The sequence below is a fragment of the Occallatibacter gabretensis genome, assembly GCF_001449115.1.
GTDB lineage: Bacteria > Acidobacteriota > Terriglobia > Terriglobales > Acidobacteriaceae > Telmatobacter > Telmatobacter gabretensis.
Map to the genome: position 1 here is coordinate 260,661 of NZ_LAIJ01000001.1, position 17,817 is coordinate 278,477.

General features: G+C 58.2%; 15 protein-coding genes. 5 read left to right on the forward strand and 10 right to left on the reverse strand.

Annotated features, from left to right (window positions below; all coding sequences use genetic code 11):
- The first annotated feature begins 98 nt into the window (after positions 1-98).
- On the forward strand, positions 99-1,523 hold the full coding sequence (locus tag VO84_RS01015; protein WP_058185416.1) for a sensor histidine kinase: 1,425 nt from the start codon (positions 99-101) through the stop codon (positions 1,521-1,523).
- 20 nt (positions 1,524-1,543) lie between these two features.
- On the forward strand, positions 1,544-2,479 hold the full coding sequence (locus VO84_RS01020; protein WP_058185569.1) for an ABC transporter permease: 936 nt from the start codon (positions 1,544-1,546) through the stop codon (positions 2,477-2,479).
- On the opposite strand, the gene VO84_RS01025 is transcribed toward VO84_RS01020, so the two are convergent.
- The gene (locus VO84_RS01025) at positions 2,476-2,934 is read right to left on the reverse strand and encodes a metallophosphoesterase family protein (protein WP_058185417.1); all 459 of its coding nucleotides are present in this window, start codon (positions 2,932-2,934) and stop codon (positions 2,476-2,478) included. The two genes, VO84_RS01020 and VO84_RS01025, sit on opposite strands and share 4 nt — an antisense overlap.
- A gap of 5 nt (positions 2,935-2,939) precedes the next feature.
- Complete coding sequence (locus VO84_RS01030; protein ID WP_058185418.1) at positions 2,940-3,794, reverse strand: ABC transporter permease; 855 nt, start codon at positions 3,792-3,794, stop codon at positions 2,940-2,942.
- Between the two features lie 58 nt (positions 3,795-3,852).
- Here VO84_RS01030 and VO84_RS01035 point away from each other — a divergent pair, with 58 nt between their 5' ends.
- Positions 3,853-4,638, forward strand: a complete 786-nt coding sequence (locus VO84_RS01035; RefSeq protein ID WP_058185419.1) for a CAP domain-containing protein — start codon at positions 3,853-3,855, stop codon at positions 4,636-4,638.
- Between the two features lie 405 nt (positions 4,639-5,043).
- Here VO84_RS01035 and VO84_RS01040 read toward each other — a convergent pair whose 3' ends face one another.
- The 3 genes from VO84_RS01040 to VO84_RS23115 form a co-directional block, all read right to left on the reverse strand.
- Positions 5,044-6,567, reverse strand: coding sequence for a glycosyltransferase family 39 protein (locus VO84_RS01040; RefSeq protein WP_082661587.1), 1,524 nt, complete (start codon positions 6,565-6,567; stop codon positions 5,044-5,046).
- A 151-nt stretch (positions 6,568-6,718) separates the two neighbouring features.
- On the reverse strand, positions 6,719-9,097 hold the full coding sequence (locus VO84_RS01045; protein WP_082661588.1) for an APC family permease: 2,379 nt from the start codon (positions 9,095-9,097) through the stop codon (positions 6,719-6,721).
- 166 nt (positions 9,098-9,263) lie between these two features.
- Positions 9,264-9,389 (reverse strand): hypothetical protein, encoded by a 126-nt coding sequence (locus tag VO84_RS23115; RefSeq protein ID WP_269431398.1) that lies wholly within the window; start codon positions 9,387-9,389, stop codon positions 9,264-9,266.
- 59 nt (positions 9,390-9,448) lie between these two features.
- Between VO84_RS23115 and lnt the strand changes: the two genes are divergently transcribed.
- Both lnt and prfB read left to right on the forward strand, forming a co-directional pair.
- Positions 9,449-11,077, forward strand: a complete 1,629-nt coding sequence (gene lnt / locus VO84_RS01050; RefSeq protein ID WP_058185421.1) for an apolipoprotein N-acyltransferase — start codon at positions 9,449-9,451, stop codon at positions 11,075-11,077.
- 30 nt (positions 11,078-11,107) lie between these two features.
- A protein-coding gene (gene prfB, locus VO84_RS01055; RefSeq protein WP_197413845.1) for a peptide chain release factor 2 occupies positions 11,108-12,242 on the forward strand; the annotation gives its coding sequence in 2 pieces (ribosomal slippage) (positions 11,108-11,179 and positions 11,181-12,242; 1,134 coding nt in all).
- Between the two features lie 39 nt (positions 12,243-12,281).
- Here prfB and VO84_RS01060 read toward each other — a convergent pair.
- From VO84_RS01060 to VO84_RS01080, 5 genes are all read right to left on the reverse strand, one after another.
- Positions 12,282-13,517: an MFS transporter gene (locus VO84_RS01060; RefSeq protein WP_058185422.1), complete on the reverse strand. Its 1,236-nt coding sequence runs from the start codon at positions 13,515-13,517 to the stop codon at positions 12,282-12,284.
- A gap of 65 nt (positions 13,518-13,582) precedes the next feature.
- Positions 13,583-14,875 (reverse strand): fumarylacetoacetase, encoded by a 1,293-nt coding sequence (gene fahA / locus VO84_RS01065; RefSeq protein WP_058185423.1) that lies wholly within the window; start codon positions 14,873-14,875, stop codon positions 13,583-13,585.
- On the reverse strand, positions 14,866-15,732 hold the full coding sequence (locus tag VO84_RS01070; protein WP_157439650.1) for a hypothetical protein: 867 nt from the start codon (positions 15,730-15,732) through the stop codon (positions 14,866-14,868). Before VO84_RS01070 ends, fahA begins: the two co-directional genes overlap by 10 nt.
- Before the next feature lie 4 nt (positions 15,733-15,736).
- A complete protein-coding gene (gene hmgA / locus VO84_RS01075; protein WP_058185425.1) occupies positions 15,737-17,032 on the reverse strand; it encodes a homogentisate 1,2-dioxygenase in 1,296 nt (431 codons plus the stop codon).
- A 23-nt stretch (positions 17,033-17,055) separates the two neighbouring features.
- A complete protein-coding gene (locus tag VO84_RS01080; protein ID WP_058185426.1) occupies positions 17,056-17,808 on the reverse strand; it encodes a phenylalanine 4-monooxygenase in 753 nt (250 codons plus the stop codon).
- Positions 17,809-17,817: the final 9 nt, after the last annotated feature.

A 17,817-nucleotide genomic window follows, 5' to 3' on the forward strand; every position in this document is an offset into this window, starting at 1 on the left:
CGATAACACTTCCGTTTCAGACGGTATCATGCTCTGAGGGAAAGGCGGTCGCTCGAGTGGTACTGTCACTACGAATCAAAGCGTTGAGCCGTGTAGTTTTGCATGTCATTATAGCCACGCTTTGTGTGGCTGCCGCCACTGCGTTCTTTGATCTGGAGAGGATTGACGACTCTATTGTCGGGCTCATCTTCCTTACTGCGGTAGTCGTAGCAGCCTCCGTGGTCGGGGTGCGGCTTTCGCTGTATGTCGGAGTGATCTGCGCCCTCAGCTTCTGGTATTACTTCGTGCCGCCCCTCTACTCCTTTCAGCTGACTAGCGTCCAGGAATGGATGGAGCTGTTGTCATTCATTGCCAGCGCCCTGATCGTGAGCCGCATTGCCGATCGTGCTCGCAGGCAAGCCCAGCAGGCGGATATTCGGCGCGCCGATGTGGAGCGCCTTTACACGCTGAGCCAGGAGATGATGCTCCATGATGACGCCGGCCTGCTTATGCGCGATCTTCCGCTGATGATTGGCAAGACCTTCGGAGTTAGCGATGTTGTGCTCTATGTGCGGGAACAGGACCACTTTTACGGTCCTGCCGCGGAACTGCCTCCTGGCATAGATGAAGAGATGCGCGGGCGCGTCTCATGGTCTGGTGCGGCCACGCCCGATGAGTTTTCATTTATTGCGCTGATGCTGGGAATGAAGAACCTGGGCACAATGGCATGGAGGCCGGATACGCTTTCGCGCGAAGCAGCCACGGCAATCGCCGCGCAGGTCTCCGTCGCCCTTACACGTGCTGCGGCCATTGAAATCTACACCCGCATTGAGGCCTCCCGCGAAGGTGAGCGCCTCCGCACCGCGCTTATCGACTCACTCACTCACGAACTCCGCACCCCCCTCACCGGCATCCGCGCCGCAGCGACTACGCTGGTGCAGGATGAGGGCATCGATGAGGCCACGCACCGCGATCTCATCGCGCTGGTGGACGAGGAATCCGCTCGGCTGGACAAGCTCATTGGAGAAGCCATCGAAATGGCTGAGGTCGATGCACGCGTTCTCACCGTCCACGCCATTCCGCAATATGCACGCTCCATCTTCGAGCATGCCGTCGAGGAGTCTCACTCCGCTCTCACTGGCCATCCCGTCACCATCGATATCGACGAATCCGATACTCCCGTCTGGTTCGATCCACATCTCATCAGCCGAGTACTACGCCACCTTATTGAAAACGCCGCGCGCTACTCTTCTCACGGCAGCCCCATCGTTCTCCGCAGCCGCAACGCCGACTCCCGCCTTCACTTCTCCGTTGAAGACCATGGTCCCGGCATTGACGCCACCGACCTGCCGCTCATCTTTGAAAAGTTTTATCGCGGCCGCCAGGGCCAGGCTGCGGGCAAGGGAACCGGCATGGGCCTTGCCATCGTTCGCGCTATCCTTGAGGCCCACGGCGGCGGCATCGAGGTCGAAACCGTCCCCGGGAAGGGAACAAAATTCCGCTTCTGGGTTCCTCTCGTCGAAAAACAACCTGAAACGGCCTGATGTATGGTGAAAACACAGGCATGAAGCAGATCCTCATTCGTCTCCTTCTCACCATTCCCGTCCTCTGGCTGGTCGTATCCCTCGTCTTTCTGCTCATTCATCTCGTGCCTGGTGACCCGATCCAAACCATGCTGGGAGACGGCGCGACTGCGGCCGACATCACCTCTCTGCGTCATCAGTACCACCTCGATCTCCCACTTCATCTGCAATATTTCGAGTATTGGAAGGGTGTTCTTCGCGGAGACCTCGGTGAATCTATCCGTCTGCATGATTCCGTCGCGCACCTCATCGTTCAGCGCTACCCATACACCCTCGTGCTTACCCTTTGCGCCCTTGCCGTCGGCCTGCTTCTCGCGCTCCCCGCAGGTATCGCTGCAGCCGTCCGCCGTGGCCACCTCACAGATCAGGCGCTCTCCGTCGTCAGCCTCTTCGGCCTCTCCGTTCCCGGCCTCGCGCTCGGCCCGGTTCTCATCCTTGTCTTTTCCATCCTGCTCGGCTGGCTCCCCGTCTCCGGCGCAAATAACGGCGGCAGCAAGGCGATTGACTGGCACTACCTAATCCTGCCCGCCATTGCGATGGGCGCTTCGCTTGCAGCGATCCTTACCCGCATGGTCCGGACCGCTATGTTGGAAGAGCTGGGGCAGGACTACATCCGCACCGCCCGCGCCAAAGGCCTTACTGAATCTGCTGTCGTCTGGCGTCACGCCCTACCTAACGCCCTCGTGCCCATCGTCACGGTCGTCGGCCTGCAATTCGGCGCGCTTCTCGCCGGCGCAATCGTCACCGAGAAGATCTTCTCCTGGCCCGGCCTGGGCCGCCTGGTGGTCGACGCCATCTCCAACCGCGACTATGCGCTGGTTCAGGGCTGCCTGTTGTCCATTGGATTGACCTATATCCTCGTGAACCTGCTTACCGACGTCGTCTACCGTTGGATCAATCCCCGGATGAGAGCCTAGCCAAGCTCAAGGATCTCGGGTTCCAAAGTTCCGTCGGTCCACAGGTTCAGAAATCCCATCGTCACCGGAAGTTGAAACCGCCTGGGTCCGCATGAGCCTGGATTGAAATAGAGCACGTCTTTATGGCGTCGAATTCCCGCCTTGTGGGAGTGCCCGAACAGCACCGCGGAAAATCCCGCAGCCTTTGGATCAAGATCAAGTTTTTCAATGACATGTAGTAAATAGATAGAAATTTCTTGAACTTCCAGAATCTCTGTTTCCGGAAGTTGAGCGCACTCACCATCGAGGTCGATATTTCCCCGCACGGCCGTGACCGGAGCGATCTTTTTGAGCTCCTGAAGAATCCATGGGTCGCCTACATCGCCCAGATGCAGAATCCGTTCCACGCCGATCAGCGCCGCCGTCACCTCTGGCCGCAGCAGCCCATGCGTATCGCTCACAACCCCAATCTTCATCCGGATTACAGCCCCATCTCGAGTCTTGTCCGCGGGTCCAGCCGGTCCCGCAGCGCATCGCCCAGAAAGTTAAAACCCAGCACCGCGCCCGCTACCGCCGCCGCTGGAAACAGCACCAGGTGCGGGGAATCGAACAGATGCGACCTCGCGTCATTCAACATCGCGCCCCAGCTTGGCGTCGGCGCCGGAAGTCCCAGGCCCAGAAATGACAGCGTCGCCTCCGCCAGAATCACCCCGGCCATGCCAATCGCCGCCTGAACGAGAATCGGCTGCAGAATATTGGGCAGAATGTGCCGGAAAAAGATCCGCATCCCGCTCGCGCCCAGCGCCCGCGCCGCATCCACATACTCGCGGTCGCGGACCGCCATCACCTGCGCCCGCACCAGCCTTGCGTAGCCGGCCCATCCGCCCACCGCCAGCGCCAGCACCAGGTTCAGGAAGCCCGGCCCAAGAAACGCTGCAAAGGCAATTGCCAGCAGAATTCCCGGCAGCGCCAAGAAGGTATTCATCGCAAAGGTCGTCAGTGCTGTATCTACCCATCCGCCCCGGTACCCGGCCAGCCCACCAATCGCAATTCCCAACGCGAGCGATGCGCCCACTACGGTCACACTTACTGCCAGCGAAAGTCGCGCTCCCCACAGCAGCCGAGCCAGCGTATCGCGCCCCAGTTCATCTGTCCCTGCCCAGTGCGCCGGGCTTGGACCCTGCAGCCGGTGCGCCAGGTCAATCGCTGCCGGGTTGTAGTGCGAAAGCCACGGAGCAAGCAGTCCGCCCAGCACGAATAGCGCCAGCAGCGTAACTCCCACCGCCGCCAGCGGCTGCTTGCGAACTCGCTCCCACGCCTGCCCGGCAAATCCCATAGTTAATCTTGAGCATATCGTGACAAACCCATCCTGCTCTCGCTCATCCAATAGAAGTATGACTTTGCTTCGGCGCACTTTCCTTGCCTTCGCCCTGCTGCTCGCCTCTCTCTCCGTCCTGCGCGCTCAATCCGACTCCGGCCATCAGCCTGAAATGGCCGAGAAGCTTCTGGCGCTCACCAACCAGGCCCGTACGGAGGCAGGGCTGCAGCCTCTCACCGTGGATCCCGCTCTGGCGGCAGCCGCGATGAAGCACTGCGAACGCATGTCCGTCGAAGGCGCGCTTGAACACATCTATCCCGGCGAGCTCGACCTTGGCGGACGCGCCTCACTCGCCGGAGTGCACTTCAGCCTTATTGAAGAAAACATCGCCTTTGGCCATAGTCCCGGGCAGATTCACGATGAATGGATGCACTCAGAGGGGCATCGTCAAAACCTGCTCAGCTCTGAAGTCAATCACGTCGGCATCGCCGTCATAGCCCACCACGGCAATCTCTACGCTGTTGCCGATTTCACTCGTTCCACCAGCTCCTACACGCCGGAACAGGCCGAAGCTCAGATCGCCTCGCTCATCCGATCCGCCAGCGCCGGTATTCGCTTTCGCACCGATCCCGCCGATGCGCGCAATGCCTGCGCTCTCGATCACGGCATTCCCAATAAACTTAGCGGCGGCGATCCTGGCTACGTCATGCGCTGGCAAAACGCGGACCTTAGCCAGCTTCCGCCTCAGCTGGCTGCCCAGCTCAGCTCCGGCCATTATCAGCAGGCGGCCGTGGGCGCGTGTCCTGCTCGGGGCGTCGAAGGCGGATTCACCCAATACCGCATGGCGGTCCTGTTGTATTGAATGGCCGGGCGGAGGTGCAGATTCCAGAGACTCACAGAATCTGTGGGGAAGAGTCACCCTGCGGAAATGTTATCTTATTGATTTTAATATGTTTAGTGTTCGCCCGGGCTCACAGATTTACAGAAGTACAGATTCTGTACCGAGCGAAAAAGTATGATTTTCTCTCTCTTGTATCTCATAAGATATGTACTATCAATAATTTACGGGGTAATTCTTACTAAAATAAGGGTGCGAAAATGCGGTCGAAACCCGGCGAAAATGCAACTTTACGCTCGAAAATGCGAAGGCCCGATCGTTGAAGACCGGGCCTTTTTTCACTTCAAAATGAGTATGGCATAGCTGGCGGTAATTTTGTGCAAACTATCTTTTTGAGGAGTTGACAGCGCTTCGCGCGCGTCAGCCTATTTATCCGAAATCCTCCGTCGCCGCCCAGAACTCTGCCCATGGTTTCTTCAGCGGCCCGCACACGTAAATGTCTGGATGGTCGTCGCTCTCCTCGTTCTTTACTCCCTGCGAGTTTCCGTTGTGGGCGGCCCAGCGGCAACCGGTGAAGATCTCGTCGAGCCTGTTCTTGCTGTTTCCGAGGACAATGATCGTGGTCGGCTGCGGCGTCGGATAGCCTCTCAGCCACGCTGAATTGGTTGTGCTGATGGGCGGCGGCAGATGATATTGCGGCCCCAGTATTTCGATCGCTCCAGCCTCGCCATAGTTGCCCACTGCAATTCCCAGATGCGCCTGTTGCTCCTGGGGCAGGGAATCACGCACTGCAGCTACGGTCTTCACCATCTCGTCCCAGCCGATTTCCTCGCGGAGATCACCGCTGTGGTTTAACGCATACTGTTTCAGCGGGCCATCCTGCGCAATGGGCACGAGCCGCGCCCAGACAACCGCACCGATGAATGCCACACCAGCAAAGCCCACGGTCGCGACTGTCACCTGTGCCCACTTCGGCCTGTGCGCAAGCCACTGCTCCCAGGCCGCTGCGCCCATGGCCAGCACCATAGGGTATACACCGGACACGTAGTAAAACCGCCCCTTGCTTGTCCAGAAGATTGCTACCGGAACGAGGTACATCCAGCCGAGCATCCGGTAGCGCTTGCTCAGGAAAAACGCAACCACTCCTGCGACCCATACCGGCGCGGCAAAAAGATTTGCGTTGGCCATGAACTGGCCAAGCAGAAATCCCTCGGCACGCCCCTCTCCCACGTCCCGCTTATGGATGTACTGCAGAAACGTATACGAGATGAAATGATGCCGCGTGAGCCAGATCAGGTTTGGCGCAAAGATTACCAGCGCCACTGTGATCCCCGCCCAGAACCAAATGCTTAGCAGATACTTTCGCGCGTTTGTGAGGACGACGCCGACCAGAATCCCCGCGATATAAAACACGATCGAATACTTCGTTTCGAGACCCAAGCCCACAGCCGCGCCAATCGCCAGCCACCACCGAGGGTTTTCATCCTTCAGCAGCCGGATGATGAACCATGCAATCAGTACCCACCACATCAGGTCGAAGCTGGAATACTGGAACTCCGTGGCCTGAAAAACCGGCACCGGCGAGAGGCCCACCGCAAGTGCTGTAAATACCTGAGCTACCCGTCCGCCGCCAAGGTCTCGCGCCATCAGCCCGCTTACTGTGATCACGACTGCCTGCGCCAGTACCGAAAAAACACGCAGCCCGATCAGCGAAAGCCCGAAAAGGGTCAGCCCGATATGTTCGACGAACGCTGTAAACGGCGGATACGGCACGAAGCCCCAGTCCAGGTGGCTTGCATCGGTCAGGAACTGCAGTTCATCGCGATGAAAGCCATATCGTCCATTGGTCAACACATGCGCAATGGCAAAGGCGACGGCAATGGCAACTAAAATCCACACCCCATCTCTCCGCTCCGCTCTCGGAGCCTCTACGGACGCTTCCACTTTAGACACAGCTATGTATCTCCTTCGCGGGGGTTCTAAGCAGAGTACGTCAAACTGCTGCCAACAGTTCGCTTCGGTCTGGTATCAGGCATTCCGAAGCGCAAAAAACCGGAGGCCACAGCCCCCGGTTTTCCCGTACTTCGTTTCTTGTCCTTTGTCTCTAGCGCAGCGCCTTCTGCGCTTCCCGCTCGCGGTCCGTGTGCGCTCCCAGTTCTTTACTGCCCATATCCAGGGGTGTCAACGGAGACGGCGGACAAGCCTGGCAGTTTCGCAGATCGGTCAGAATTTCGCCCTTGTCTCGCGCATACTGCCCCGCCAGCCGCGTCAGCGCGAAGGTAATAATGTCGGAGTGATGCAGATGCGCAAATGCGGGATCGCGCCGCATATTCAACCATAGCCGGTGCACCAGCTGCACATCCTCCGGGCTCAGGTTCGGCGCATGCGGCCCGATGTAAAAGACCTTGAACTGCCCCGTCTCTTCCACCACGTAGAAGTTGAACTGCCGCTTGGGTTGCGGCAGCGCCTCCCACGCCTGGCCCAGATGGAAAGCCTGCTCCTCAGCCGGCATCTTGCTGGAGATTCCCGAAACCACCGAGTCAATCTCGAGCGACGTCGCGCTCTGCGCCAGGGCTGCAAAGATATCGCCCGCCGGAACCACCAGCAGAGAAACGGTCTTTCCGAAGCTTTCCGCAACGGAGATTGCCTTGGTAAAGAGCATCTGCTCGTATTCGGTAAAGCTATGCTCTTCGGGAGTAATAAAATCCGGTCCGCCCACGGCCATGATGCGCGCGTTCAGCACCACCACGTCCTGGTTATCGTCGTGCGCGTTCCGAGACAGCGCCCACTTCAGGGCAAACGGGTTTGCGGCATCCCGCATCGTCACCATCATGCCGCCCGGCCGAATGCCGACCGAATCACGGCTTACCTTGTCCTGGTGCTCCAGCTGGAAGTGGTCCTTCATCTGGCGCTCAGCCAGCGCATGTTTCTTCCGATTGATGCGCTCGGAGATGGTGAAGACCAGGAAGAATACCGCTGCAAAGGCAATACCGCTCACCGTCGCCACGGACTTCGTGAAGAGGTTTACAATCGCGGTCGCAAGCAGCACGAAGAACACGGAAATCAGCCCCAAAGGCACTTCCGTCTTACCGATCTTGATATTTGGCGGAACCTTCCAGCCACGCTCGCCGTGGTATTTCCATCGGAGGACCAGCATTGCCAGGCTGTTGAAGGTGAACGACCAGATCACGCCAAAGGCATACGCCTCACCCAGCGTATCCACGCTGCCCATGCTCACAATAATGGTGAACATCTGCAGGGCAAAGACCAGGTTCACAATCCGGTGGCTGGTGCCGAACCGCGCATGAGGCTTACGGAACCAATCCGTGAGCACCCCATCTTCGGCCACGCGCATCAGCACGCCGGTTGACCCGATCATTGACGTGTTGATGGCGCCTGAAAGAATCAGGAAGCCCACCACCACCACGAAGATGCGGAACCCGATTCGCAGGATCTCCGGCCCGGACATGAACATTGCCAGGCCAGCAATCAGGTTGTCCTGGTAGATATGCGTCCGCTCATACGTGGGGATCAGAATCGAAGCCAGCAGCGTTGCGCCGCCTGTAAAAATCAGGCTGTAGATCGCAATCACAATCGCCGCGCGTTTGAGGTTCTTCAGCTTGGGGTGCTCGATCTCGCGATTGACCTGCGCCAGGCTTTCTTCGCCGCTCATGGCCAGGATCGAGTGCCCGAAGGCCATCAGAATTCCGAACATTCCCAGGTACTTCAGCAGGCTGGTGCCCTTCAGGAAGCCCAATGCGTCGTCGCTGAAGCTGAGGTGGGCCGGAGTCGGCGGCGGCGGAAGCTGAATGCTGGCCGGGTTTACCGAGTATTTCTGCAGAATCGAGTACGCGCCCCACGCCAGCAAAATCACCACCATCACGGTGGTAATCTGCATTACCCGTAGAGCCTTGTTGCTCGACTCCTCAATGCCTTTGGTGTTCTGCCACCAGTAGTAAATTGTGACAATCGCCGCAAAGACTGCCGACGTGTGGTTCACATGGAACTGAAATGCCGCGCCGTTGACGCCAATGAGCGCCGAAGGCAGCCAGTGATGGTTCTGGCCCACCACCAGCAGTTCGTTCATCAGGCCGACGATATATTGACCTGCGGAAACGCCCGAGATGGGTCCCGTCAGGATGTAATCGAACATGAGCGCCGAGACGCTCAGCTTGGCGAAGGTTCCGCCCAGCGCCTCTTTGACCACGCGGTAGACGCCACCGCGCGTAAACATGGAGCAGCTCTCGACGTACACCGCGCGTACGGCAAAGCTGAACAGCATAATTCCGAGGATGAACCAGGGCGCGGCCGCGCCCACGGCATGCTCGGCAATGCCGCCTGCATAGAACGCGGAAGACCCAAGATCATTGAGGACAATGGCAGCGGCGCGCCAAAAGGAAATGAACGTCAGCATCACGCTGGATGCTACGATCAGCCGCACCCGGTCGGGCGGAGGAGCTACGGTCGTTCGAGTGGAGGCCATCACAAAGGGCCGGCTTAACTTCTCCGGCGCATTACAGTCCCGTGGGCGCGCACGATTTCTTTTACGATTGCTTGCGCCCTAGGAGAGTCTAGGGCTGTTTGGGGCGGGTGTCAATGGCCCAAGCGAAAGGGTTTAGACGCTGATAGTTGCAAAATGGCGCCGCGCGTCAGTCTTTCCCAAAAAGCTCTTTGCCGTCCTCAACGAAGCTGATCAGGATGACAATCGTCGACCCCGCCAGCCCCACAAAGAACATGACTTCAAGCACCCGCATCGCAAATAGAGCAATTGCCATAACGTCATTCTACCTCCGAATTCAATTTCTCAACCACACTCCGCTAAACTCATCCCTGTATGCCAGTTCCCAAATGGATGCCGTGGGCGGCCGCTGTTCTCTCTGCGGCGCTGCTCGAACTGCCGTTTCCGCTTGCCGGGCCGATGCCGCCCTGGCGCGGAATGATTGCCTTTGTCGCCCTTGTGCCGCTGCTCTGGGCTATTCTTGCGCCGTCCGGCTCCCCACGCCCGCTGCGTCATTCGTTCTTGATCGGGTATCTCTGCGGCGTCCTCTGGTATGCGGGCAACTGCTACTGGATTTATGACACCATGCAGATCCATGGGGGTATTCCGCCCGTTGGGTCTGTGGGGTTGCTGCTGATTTACAGCCTTGTTCTCGGGCTTTATTTCGGCGTGTTTGCGCTGGCTCTCAAATTCATCGCTGGCAGACTGGGCATTGGACGCGCTCTCGTTGCGGCGCCCTTTCTCTGGACCGCTCTCGAGCTTGCTGCTGCCCGGATTACTTCCGTGCCGTGGGATCAGCTTGGGTATTCGCAGGTGGATAATCGCTTTTTTGCCAACCTTGCGCCATGGGCTGGAGTCTATGGAATCACATTTGTTCTTTTAGCAATCAATGCCTTCTACGCTTGGACATGGTTGAGAGCTGTAGGTTCAGGAGAGGCTCGATACAAGACACAAGCATGGATATCTTGCGCGGGGCTCGGCCTTCTGCTGATTGCAAGTGGGCACTCGCTGTTGCCTGTGAATGTGCCGACAACAGCTACTGCTGTGCTCCTCCAACCCAACCTCGACGTTGACACCGCCAGCGCGTGGCCCGGACCCATCTGGGATCAGAACATCGCCCAAATCACGCATCTCGCCACCCAACCGTGCAGCAGCTATTTCGCAGGAATTCCTGAGACCGGCGCCAGCACTGCCAGTGGCTGCGGACAGCCGTCGCTCATTGCGTGGCCCGAATCTCCCGCGCCTTTCTTTGAAGACGAAGACCGCTTTCGCTCCGCCATGAAACAGCTTGCTCTCACCACCCACTCGCCGCTCATCATCGGCGGCGTCGGCATGGAGCAGACTCCCGACGAACTCCACTACTTCAACTCCGGCATGGTCTTTGATCAGAACGGAACCCCGCAGGGCCGCTACGACAAGATCCACCTCGTCCCCTACGGCGAGTTCATTCCTTTCCGCAACCTGTTCTTCTTTGCTAAAAAGCTGACCCGCAAAGTTGAAGATATCTCTCGCGGAACGGACCGCAAGACCTTCCTGCTTACCGACCGCAATGGTCAAAACCATCGCTACGGCATCTTCATCTGCTACGAATCGGTCTTTGCCGATGAGATCCGGCAGTTCGCGAAAAACGGTGCTGAGGTGTTCGTCAACATCTCTGACGACGGCTGGTACGGCGACACCTCCGCCCCGTGGCAGCACCTCAATATGGCCCGCATGAGGGCGATCGAGAATCGCCGCTGGATTCTCCGCGACACCAACAACGGCGTCACCGCCGTCATTGATCCCTACGGCCGCGTCCGCCAGTCCATTCCGCGCCATACAGTCGGCGCGCTCGTCGCACAGTACGGCTTCAACTCCGAGGTCACCTTCTACACGCGCCACGGCGATGTCTTCGCATGGTTGTGTGCCATACTGAGTCTTGGGTTCGTCCTCCGGGCTTTTACTTCTCGGAGCAGTTCCCAGTAATCCAACTAAGTCAGGTCCAGAGCAGATTCCATGAATTTGAACGATCTCGAGTTCGCTTATGCTCCCGTGCGCGACCAGGTGCGCGACCTGCGGGAGTATCTTTGACCCCGCACGCATCCGCCGCGAGCTCTCTGAAATAGAAACCAAACTGGCCGATCCTTCCCTGTGGAGCAATTCGCAGGCCTCACAGCCGCTCATGCGCGACCGCAAGCGCCTTGAAGGCCTCGTCGCCCATGACGAAGAGCTTGTCCGCCGCTCCGGCGATATCGAGGCTTACTTCGAGCTTGCAGGCGAAGGCGAAGATGTTCTCGCCGACCTCGAGCGCGACATCAAATCTCTCGCTACATTCGCTGAGGATCTCGAAGCCAAAACCATGCTTTCGGGCGAGGCCGACCCGCTCAACGCCATCGTCACCGTTCACCCCGGAGCAGGCGGCACGGAGTCGCAGGACTGGGCCGAGATGCTTCTGCGCATGTATTTGCGCTGGGCCGAGCAGCAGGGCTTCAAAACCGAAATGAACGACTACCAGGATGGCGAAGAGGCCGGCATCAAATCCGCCACCTTCACCATCACCGGCGATTACGTCTTCGGTCAGCTTGCAGGAGAGAGCGGCGTTCACCGCCTCGTGCGCATCTCGCCCTTCGACTCCGCCAAGCGCCGTCACACGTCTTTCGCCTCTGTCTACGTTTCGCCTGAAATCGACGACACCATCCACGTCGATGTCAAGTCTGAAGACCTCCGCATTGATACCTACCGCTCCGGCGGCAAAGGCGGCCAGCACGTTAACACTACCGACTCTGCCGTGCGTATCACGCACTTGCCCACCAACATCGTGGTGCAATGTCAGAACGAGCGCTCTCAGCATAAAAACCGCGAGAAGGCTATGAAAATGCTTCGCTCGCGCCTCTACGAGTTCGAACTCGAAAAGAAGCGGGCTGAGTCCAAGAAGCTTGAAGACTCGAAGCTCGAGATCAACTTCGGATCTCAGATTCGCTCGTATGTTCTGCAGCCCTATCGCATTGCCAAGGACCACCGCACCAAGGTCGAAGTGGGCGATGTGGATAAGGTCCTCGACGGCTACCTCGAACCTTTCCTGCGCGGCTATCTGCTCGCCAAGCGTCGCGGCACTGCCAATGGCGGTCCCGACGACGACCTCGACGTGTAATCGGTTATCCCGTGGCCTTTCAGGCCGCGGAATAACTCGCTACTGTCCAAACTCGGTTCCACGCTTTTCTTTACCCACAGCCGCCATCACGCCCGCCAGCACAAACACGCTTACCGCGGTGAGCGCCATTGCTGTCGGATAGTTGGTGCGCGCCGCATATAGCGCCTCGATCGCCCCGATGCCGCTGGCCAGCACTCCGCCGCACTGATAGGCAAATCCCGGCAGGGTCGCTCGCATCTTATCCGGAGTCAGTTCCGCCAGGTGCGCCGGAATCACTCCCCACGCTCCCTGCACTGCAAACTGCATCAGAAATGCCCCAGTCACCAGTAGCAAGGGGTTCGGCGCATAGGCCCATAGCGGAATCACCACGATCCCCAGCACAAACGCTCCCACAATTGCCACTCTCCGCCCCAGCCTGTCGGAGAAATGTCCTACCACAATTCCGCCGAGGATCGCTCCCAGGCCGCCGATGGCCGTAATCATGGACCGCTGCGATGCTCCCATGTGCCAGGCACGCTGCAGAAATGTCGGATACATATCCTGCGTACCGTGGCTGGCGAACATCATCATCGTCATAAATGCCAGCAGATACGCGAACAGCTTCCAGCTTCGCGCAAACTCACGAAACTGCTCTGCCCATCCGGCGCGAACCGCCCCCGCGACCACGGAGTTCGTTCGCTGCCAGACCGCACTTTCCTTAACCTTCCATCCGATGTAAAAAACCAGCGGAATCGATGGCAGGCTCGTGAGGATAAACAGCCAGCGCCACCCTAGCCCATGCAGAAAGAAGAACAGGAGTGCCGCCAGCACCTGCCCTGCCGCGTAACCCTCCTGCAGCACACCGCTCAGCAGACCTCTTCGCTTCGTGGGCGCGCCTTCCATCGCCATGCTGGTGCCCACGCCCCACGTTCCGCCCATCACCACGCCAAAGACGCCACGAATCACTAACAGGGCAGTGAAATTTGGCGCGAGTCCCGTCAAAATCCCAGCCAGCGCATAGGCGCTCATGTTGACCATCAGCGGCTTTTTGCGTCCATACCGGTCCGCCAGCAGGCCGAAGATAAACCCGCCCACCGGCCGGCACAGCAGCGTCATCGTGATCACGAGCGCCATCTGGGCGTCGGACTTGTGAAACTCCCTCGCCATGCCGGTCAGCGTGAAGGTGACCAGGAAATAGTCGAGCGCGTCCAGCAGCCAGCTTGAGAAGCCTGCAAACACCGCGGGCGGGTGCGAGGTTGTGATCGGTTCGTAGGAAGAATTCGGCCCAGTCGGCATCGGTTTCCCCACCCTACCAGACTGTCTATTGAAAAGGGAATTGTAGCCTGTCTCAGGCCGCAGCTTTACCGCGTCAACGGCGCAGCTTCTATCACAAGGCCCGCGCACTCTCCGAATCCAATTCGTGGCAGGCCTGGCCGCTGCGCATGCGCGCGCAAAATTACGCGGTCCCCGTCTTCCAGGAACGTACGCTGCTCACCCGTGGCCAGCTGCACCGCGCCTGAGCGATGCTTCATCTCCAGCAGGCATCCTTCTGATCCCTCATCCGGCCCCGATATAGTTCCCGTCGCTAGCAGGTCGCCCGCGCGCAGATTGCATCCGTTGCTCGTGTGGTGCGTAAGCATCTGTGCAAGGCTCCAGTACAGGTCGCGGAGATTTCCACGGCTGATGCGCTCCGGCTTTATGCCCGCTTCTCGTATCGCGCGTGTCTCAAGGTACGCTTCCACCGTGAGGTCAATGCCATCGCGATCATGCTTCGTGCTTTGCAAATACTCAAGCGGCGCAGGATCTCCCTCCGCACGCTTGCGAACCGGAACGCGATAGGGAGCCAGCGCCTCCAGCGGCACAATCCACGGCGATATCGTTGTCGCAAAACTCTTTGCCAGAAACGGCCCCAGCGGCTGGTACTCCCACGACTGCATATCGCGCGCCGACCAGTCATTTACCAGGCAAAGCCCAAAAATATGCCGCTCTGCCTCGTTGATAGAGATCGATTCTCCGAGCCGATTTCCTGGCCCGACAAACATTCCTACTTCCAGCTCGTAATCCAGTGACTTCGCAGGACCAAAAACAGGAGCGCTATCGCCTGCCTTCGTCTGTCCGCAAGGTCGGCGAACCGCGGTCTCGCTCAAGACAATTGAAGAAGCGCGTCCGTGATAGCCAATCGGCACATATTTGTAATTGGGCAGCAGGGGATTGTCGGGCCGGAAGAGTTTTCCCACACGGGTGGCATGGTCGATTGATGCATAGAAGTCCGTGTAATCGCCAATCCGTGCCGGCATCTGCATCTCGGCTGCCTGCATCGGTACGAGCGTTACCTCGACCTTTTTGCGCGTCTCATCTTTTGTATATTCTGCATCCAGCAAATCCGTTACGTGCGCCCGCAGTCGCTGCCACGCTTCCGGCCCCAACTCCATCAGCGCATTCAGCGTCTCCATCCGGCACGCATATTCAATCTCTTCGGGTAACTGCGCAAGCAGACCATTGGCCGTGCACGCGAATAAATCAAGAATCCGATCGCCGATGGCAATACCGATATGCGTCTGCTCCCGGTAGCGAAAGGCTCCATACGGCAAATTTTGAATAGGGAAATCCGAAACGGGATCATTCGCTGAGGCAAGCCAACTCTTCAAAGCCATCCCAGCGCCTCCATATCCCGTACCGGTTCAATAAAGGAGCAGGTCCCAATGCTGCGCAAGAAGCCTGTGCGAACTTCGCGCAACTCGTCGGCGCTCCAGTCAAAGTCGCGCCAGCGAATCGAATGCTCAGTTACCCGAAACGCCAGCAAGCCTTCTTCTTCCAGCAGTTCCGTCACGTCATCCTCTTCGCCGCCAAACCATACCAGAGCCGCGGCGCACAGCAGATTCATAAACCCATGCATCATTCCGCGTTCGCTGTCCTTGCTATAGGTAAACGGTTGCCGCGATCGTACGGCATGATGCAATCCAGCTGTCGCCTTGAACGCCAGTCCGCGTTTGAAAAGCTCGTTCAGCATCGCAGCCATATGCGCCGTTGTCGGAAACGCCTCCGCAACCACGCCTCCCAATCTCAGCTTGGCGTGCAGGCCGGCCTCTGCAACTGCATCGGCCACGTCCAGATTTCGCAAGTCCATAGGCAGCTCGACATAGATATCAATTCCTGCAGGGAGCTTATTCTTTAAACTCTTCACCTGGCTTCCATCCGCAGGTTTCATCTCGATCATCTTGATCGGCATCCCTTCATCCAGATGCTTCTGAATGGTTTCCAGATCTTCATCCGTAGCGACCACGCTGAGTCGCAGATCGCGTATGTCTTCCTGCAGCGTTTCTTTCAGTGCATTCAGATCCTTCGCGCTCACCACCATGCAACCCAGTGCGTACGCATGATTGCTTTGCCGGTACTCGCGGTAGGCGCGCACAGCCGCTTCGAGCCTTAACCCCGCCGGCGGAAACATTCCAGCGTAATCAAAAAGGCCCTTCAGCGCGCAATCCATTGCGACAGGCTCGGTTTTACTCACCGCATTACCTCGCCTTGAATTGCTTCTTCAGCCCCTGCCAGCATTCAAAGTACTCATGCTGCAGCAGGCTTGTCTGCATGGCAAACTCCGTTGGCCGCACCACAAGCTGCGTCTCGAACATGAACGCCAACGTGTTCGCCAGGTACTGTGGCTTCAACTCCGCATTGCTGGCGCGCTCAAAGGTCTCCGCATCGGGCCCATGCCCAGCCATGCAGGCATGCAGACTTGCACCGCCTGGCACAAATCCCTCCGCCTTTGCATCGTAAGCACCGGTAACAAGTCCCATAAACTCATTCATCATGTTGCGATGAAACCACGGCGGCCGGAATGTATGCTCTGCCACCATCCAGCGCGGCGGAAAAATCACGAAATCGCAATTCGCGGTTCCGGGAATCGCAGACGGTGCGCTCAGTACCGTGTAAATCGACGGATCGGGATGATCAAACGTCACCGTGTTGATGCAGTTGAATCGCGCAAGGTCGTACTTGTACGGCACATAGTTCCCATGCCATGCCACCACATCCAGGGGCGAGTGATCGATCGGCGCAGACCACAACCGTCCGAGAAATTTCGCCGTGATGTGAAACTCGCCATCGCGATCTTCGTATGCCGCTACCGGAGCCTGAAAGTCGCGCGCATTCGCCAGTCCATTGGCGCCAATCGGCCCCAGGTCCGGCAGCCGAAAGGGCAATCCATAGTTCTCGCAGATATATCCGCGCGCTTCTTTCTCCAACAGCACAACGCGATACTTCACGCCACGCGGAATCACGCAAATCTCACCGGACGCTACATCCAGAATTCCCAGTTCCGTGTGAATCCGCAGCTTGCCCATCTGTGGCACAATCAGAAATTCGCCATCCGCGCTGTAGAAAAACCGATCCGTCATTGACGCATTCGCGGCGTATACGTGAATCGCCAAACCGGTCTGCATGGCCGGATCGCCATTGCCGCCCAGCGTCACAATGCCATCCACAAAGCCTGTCGCTTTTTCCGGCATTGGCAGCGGGTTCCACCGCAGCTGATTCGGCGTTGTCGGTACTTCATGGAACGGCCCGCTGCGAATCATTCCCACGGCAATCTCTTCATACGGCCTGTGCGTTACAGAAGGCCGTATGCGATAGGTCCATGTCCTGCGATTCGTCGCGCGCGGCGCGGTAAACGGCGTTCCACTGAATTGCTCCGTGTAGAGTCCCAGCGCATGCTTCTGAGGAGCATTCTGCCCAACCGGCAAACCTCCGGCTACTGCCTCGGTCGCAAACTCATTCCCGAATCCCGATTGATACTGAATTTCTTCTGCCATTACCAGCCCTCTCGCGCCATTTTTTACAACGTGCCGTTCATCGCGCGTTGTTCCGCTTCGTTCATCGCGTCATAAATCTGGTCAAAGCTTTCCACGGCAAACAGGAGCTTGTGCAACTCATCCACCTTCACCGGAGTTCGCAACACTTCATCCAGTGTGAAATCGCGAATTGCACAGCCTCCGCTCATCACATTCCTGCATTCGCCCTGCGAACTGATGATGCCGCTGCCATACGCCTTGATCTCGCCGTGTTGCCGAATGACGCCAAACTCCACCGTGTACCAAAAAATTCTTCCCAGCTTTTCCAGCACTGCGTCATCCTGCATCGCGGCGCAAACGCGTCCATAGCGTTCCAGAAAGCCCGCAAATACCGCATGCGCATGCATCGGCACATGACCGAAGACATCGTGAAAGATGTCCGGCTCCGGAGTATATTCCAATGAATCCTTGCTGCGCAGCCATGTCGTTGTGGGAAATCGCCGGGTCGCCAGCATCTCAAAGAACGCAGGCGCAGGCAGAAACCCGCTCACCGGCGTCGAGTTCCACCCCGTTCGCGGCTCCAGCCGCGCGCTGATCGATCCGAGATGCGGCAGGCAATCCCGTTGCAGCCCGATAATCTCGAAGCCCTCAAGGTACTCGCGTGCCGCATGTTTCTCAAGCTCCGGATACACGCGCTCGACAAGCTCAGCCCATACCGCATGCTGCTCTTGTGTATAGGCCGTATAGTCCTGCCGAATCAGATAAGGCTCCGCTGCAGAAAGCGTTTCCGTGCGCATCGCACTCCT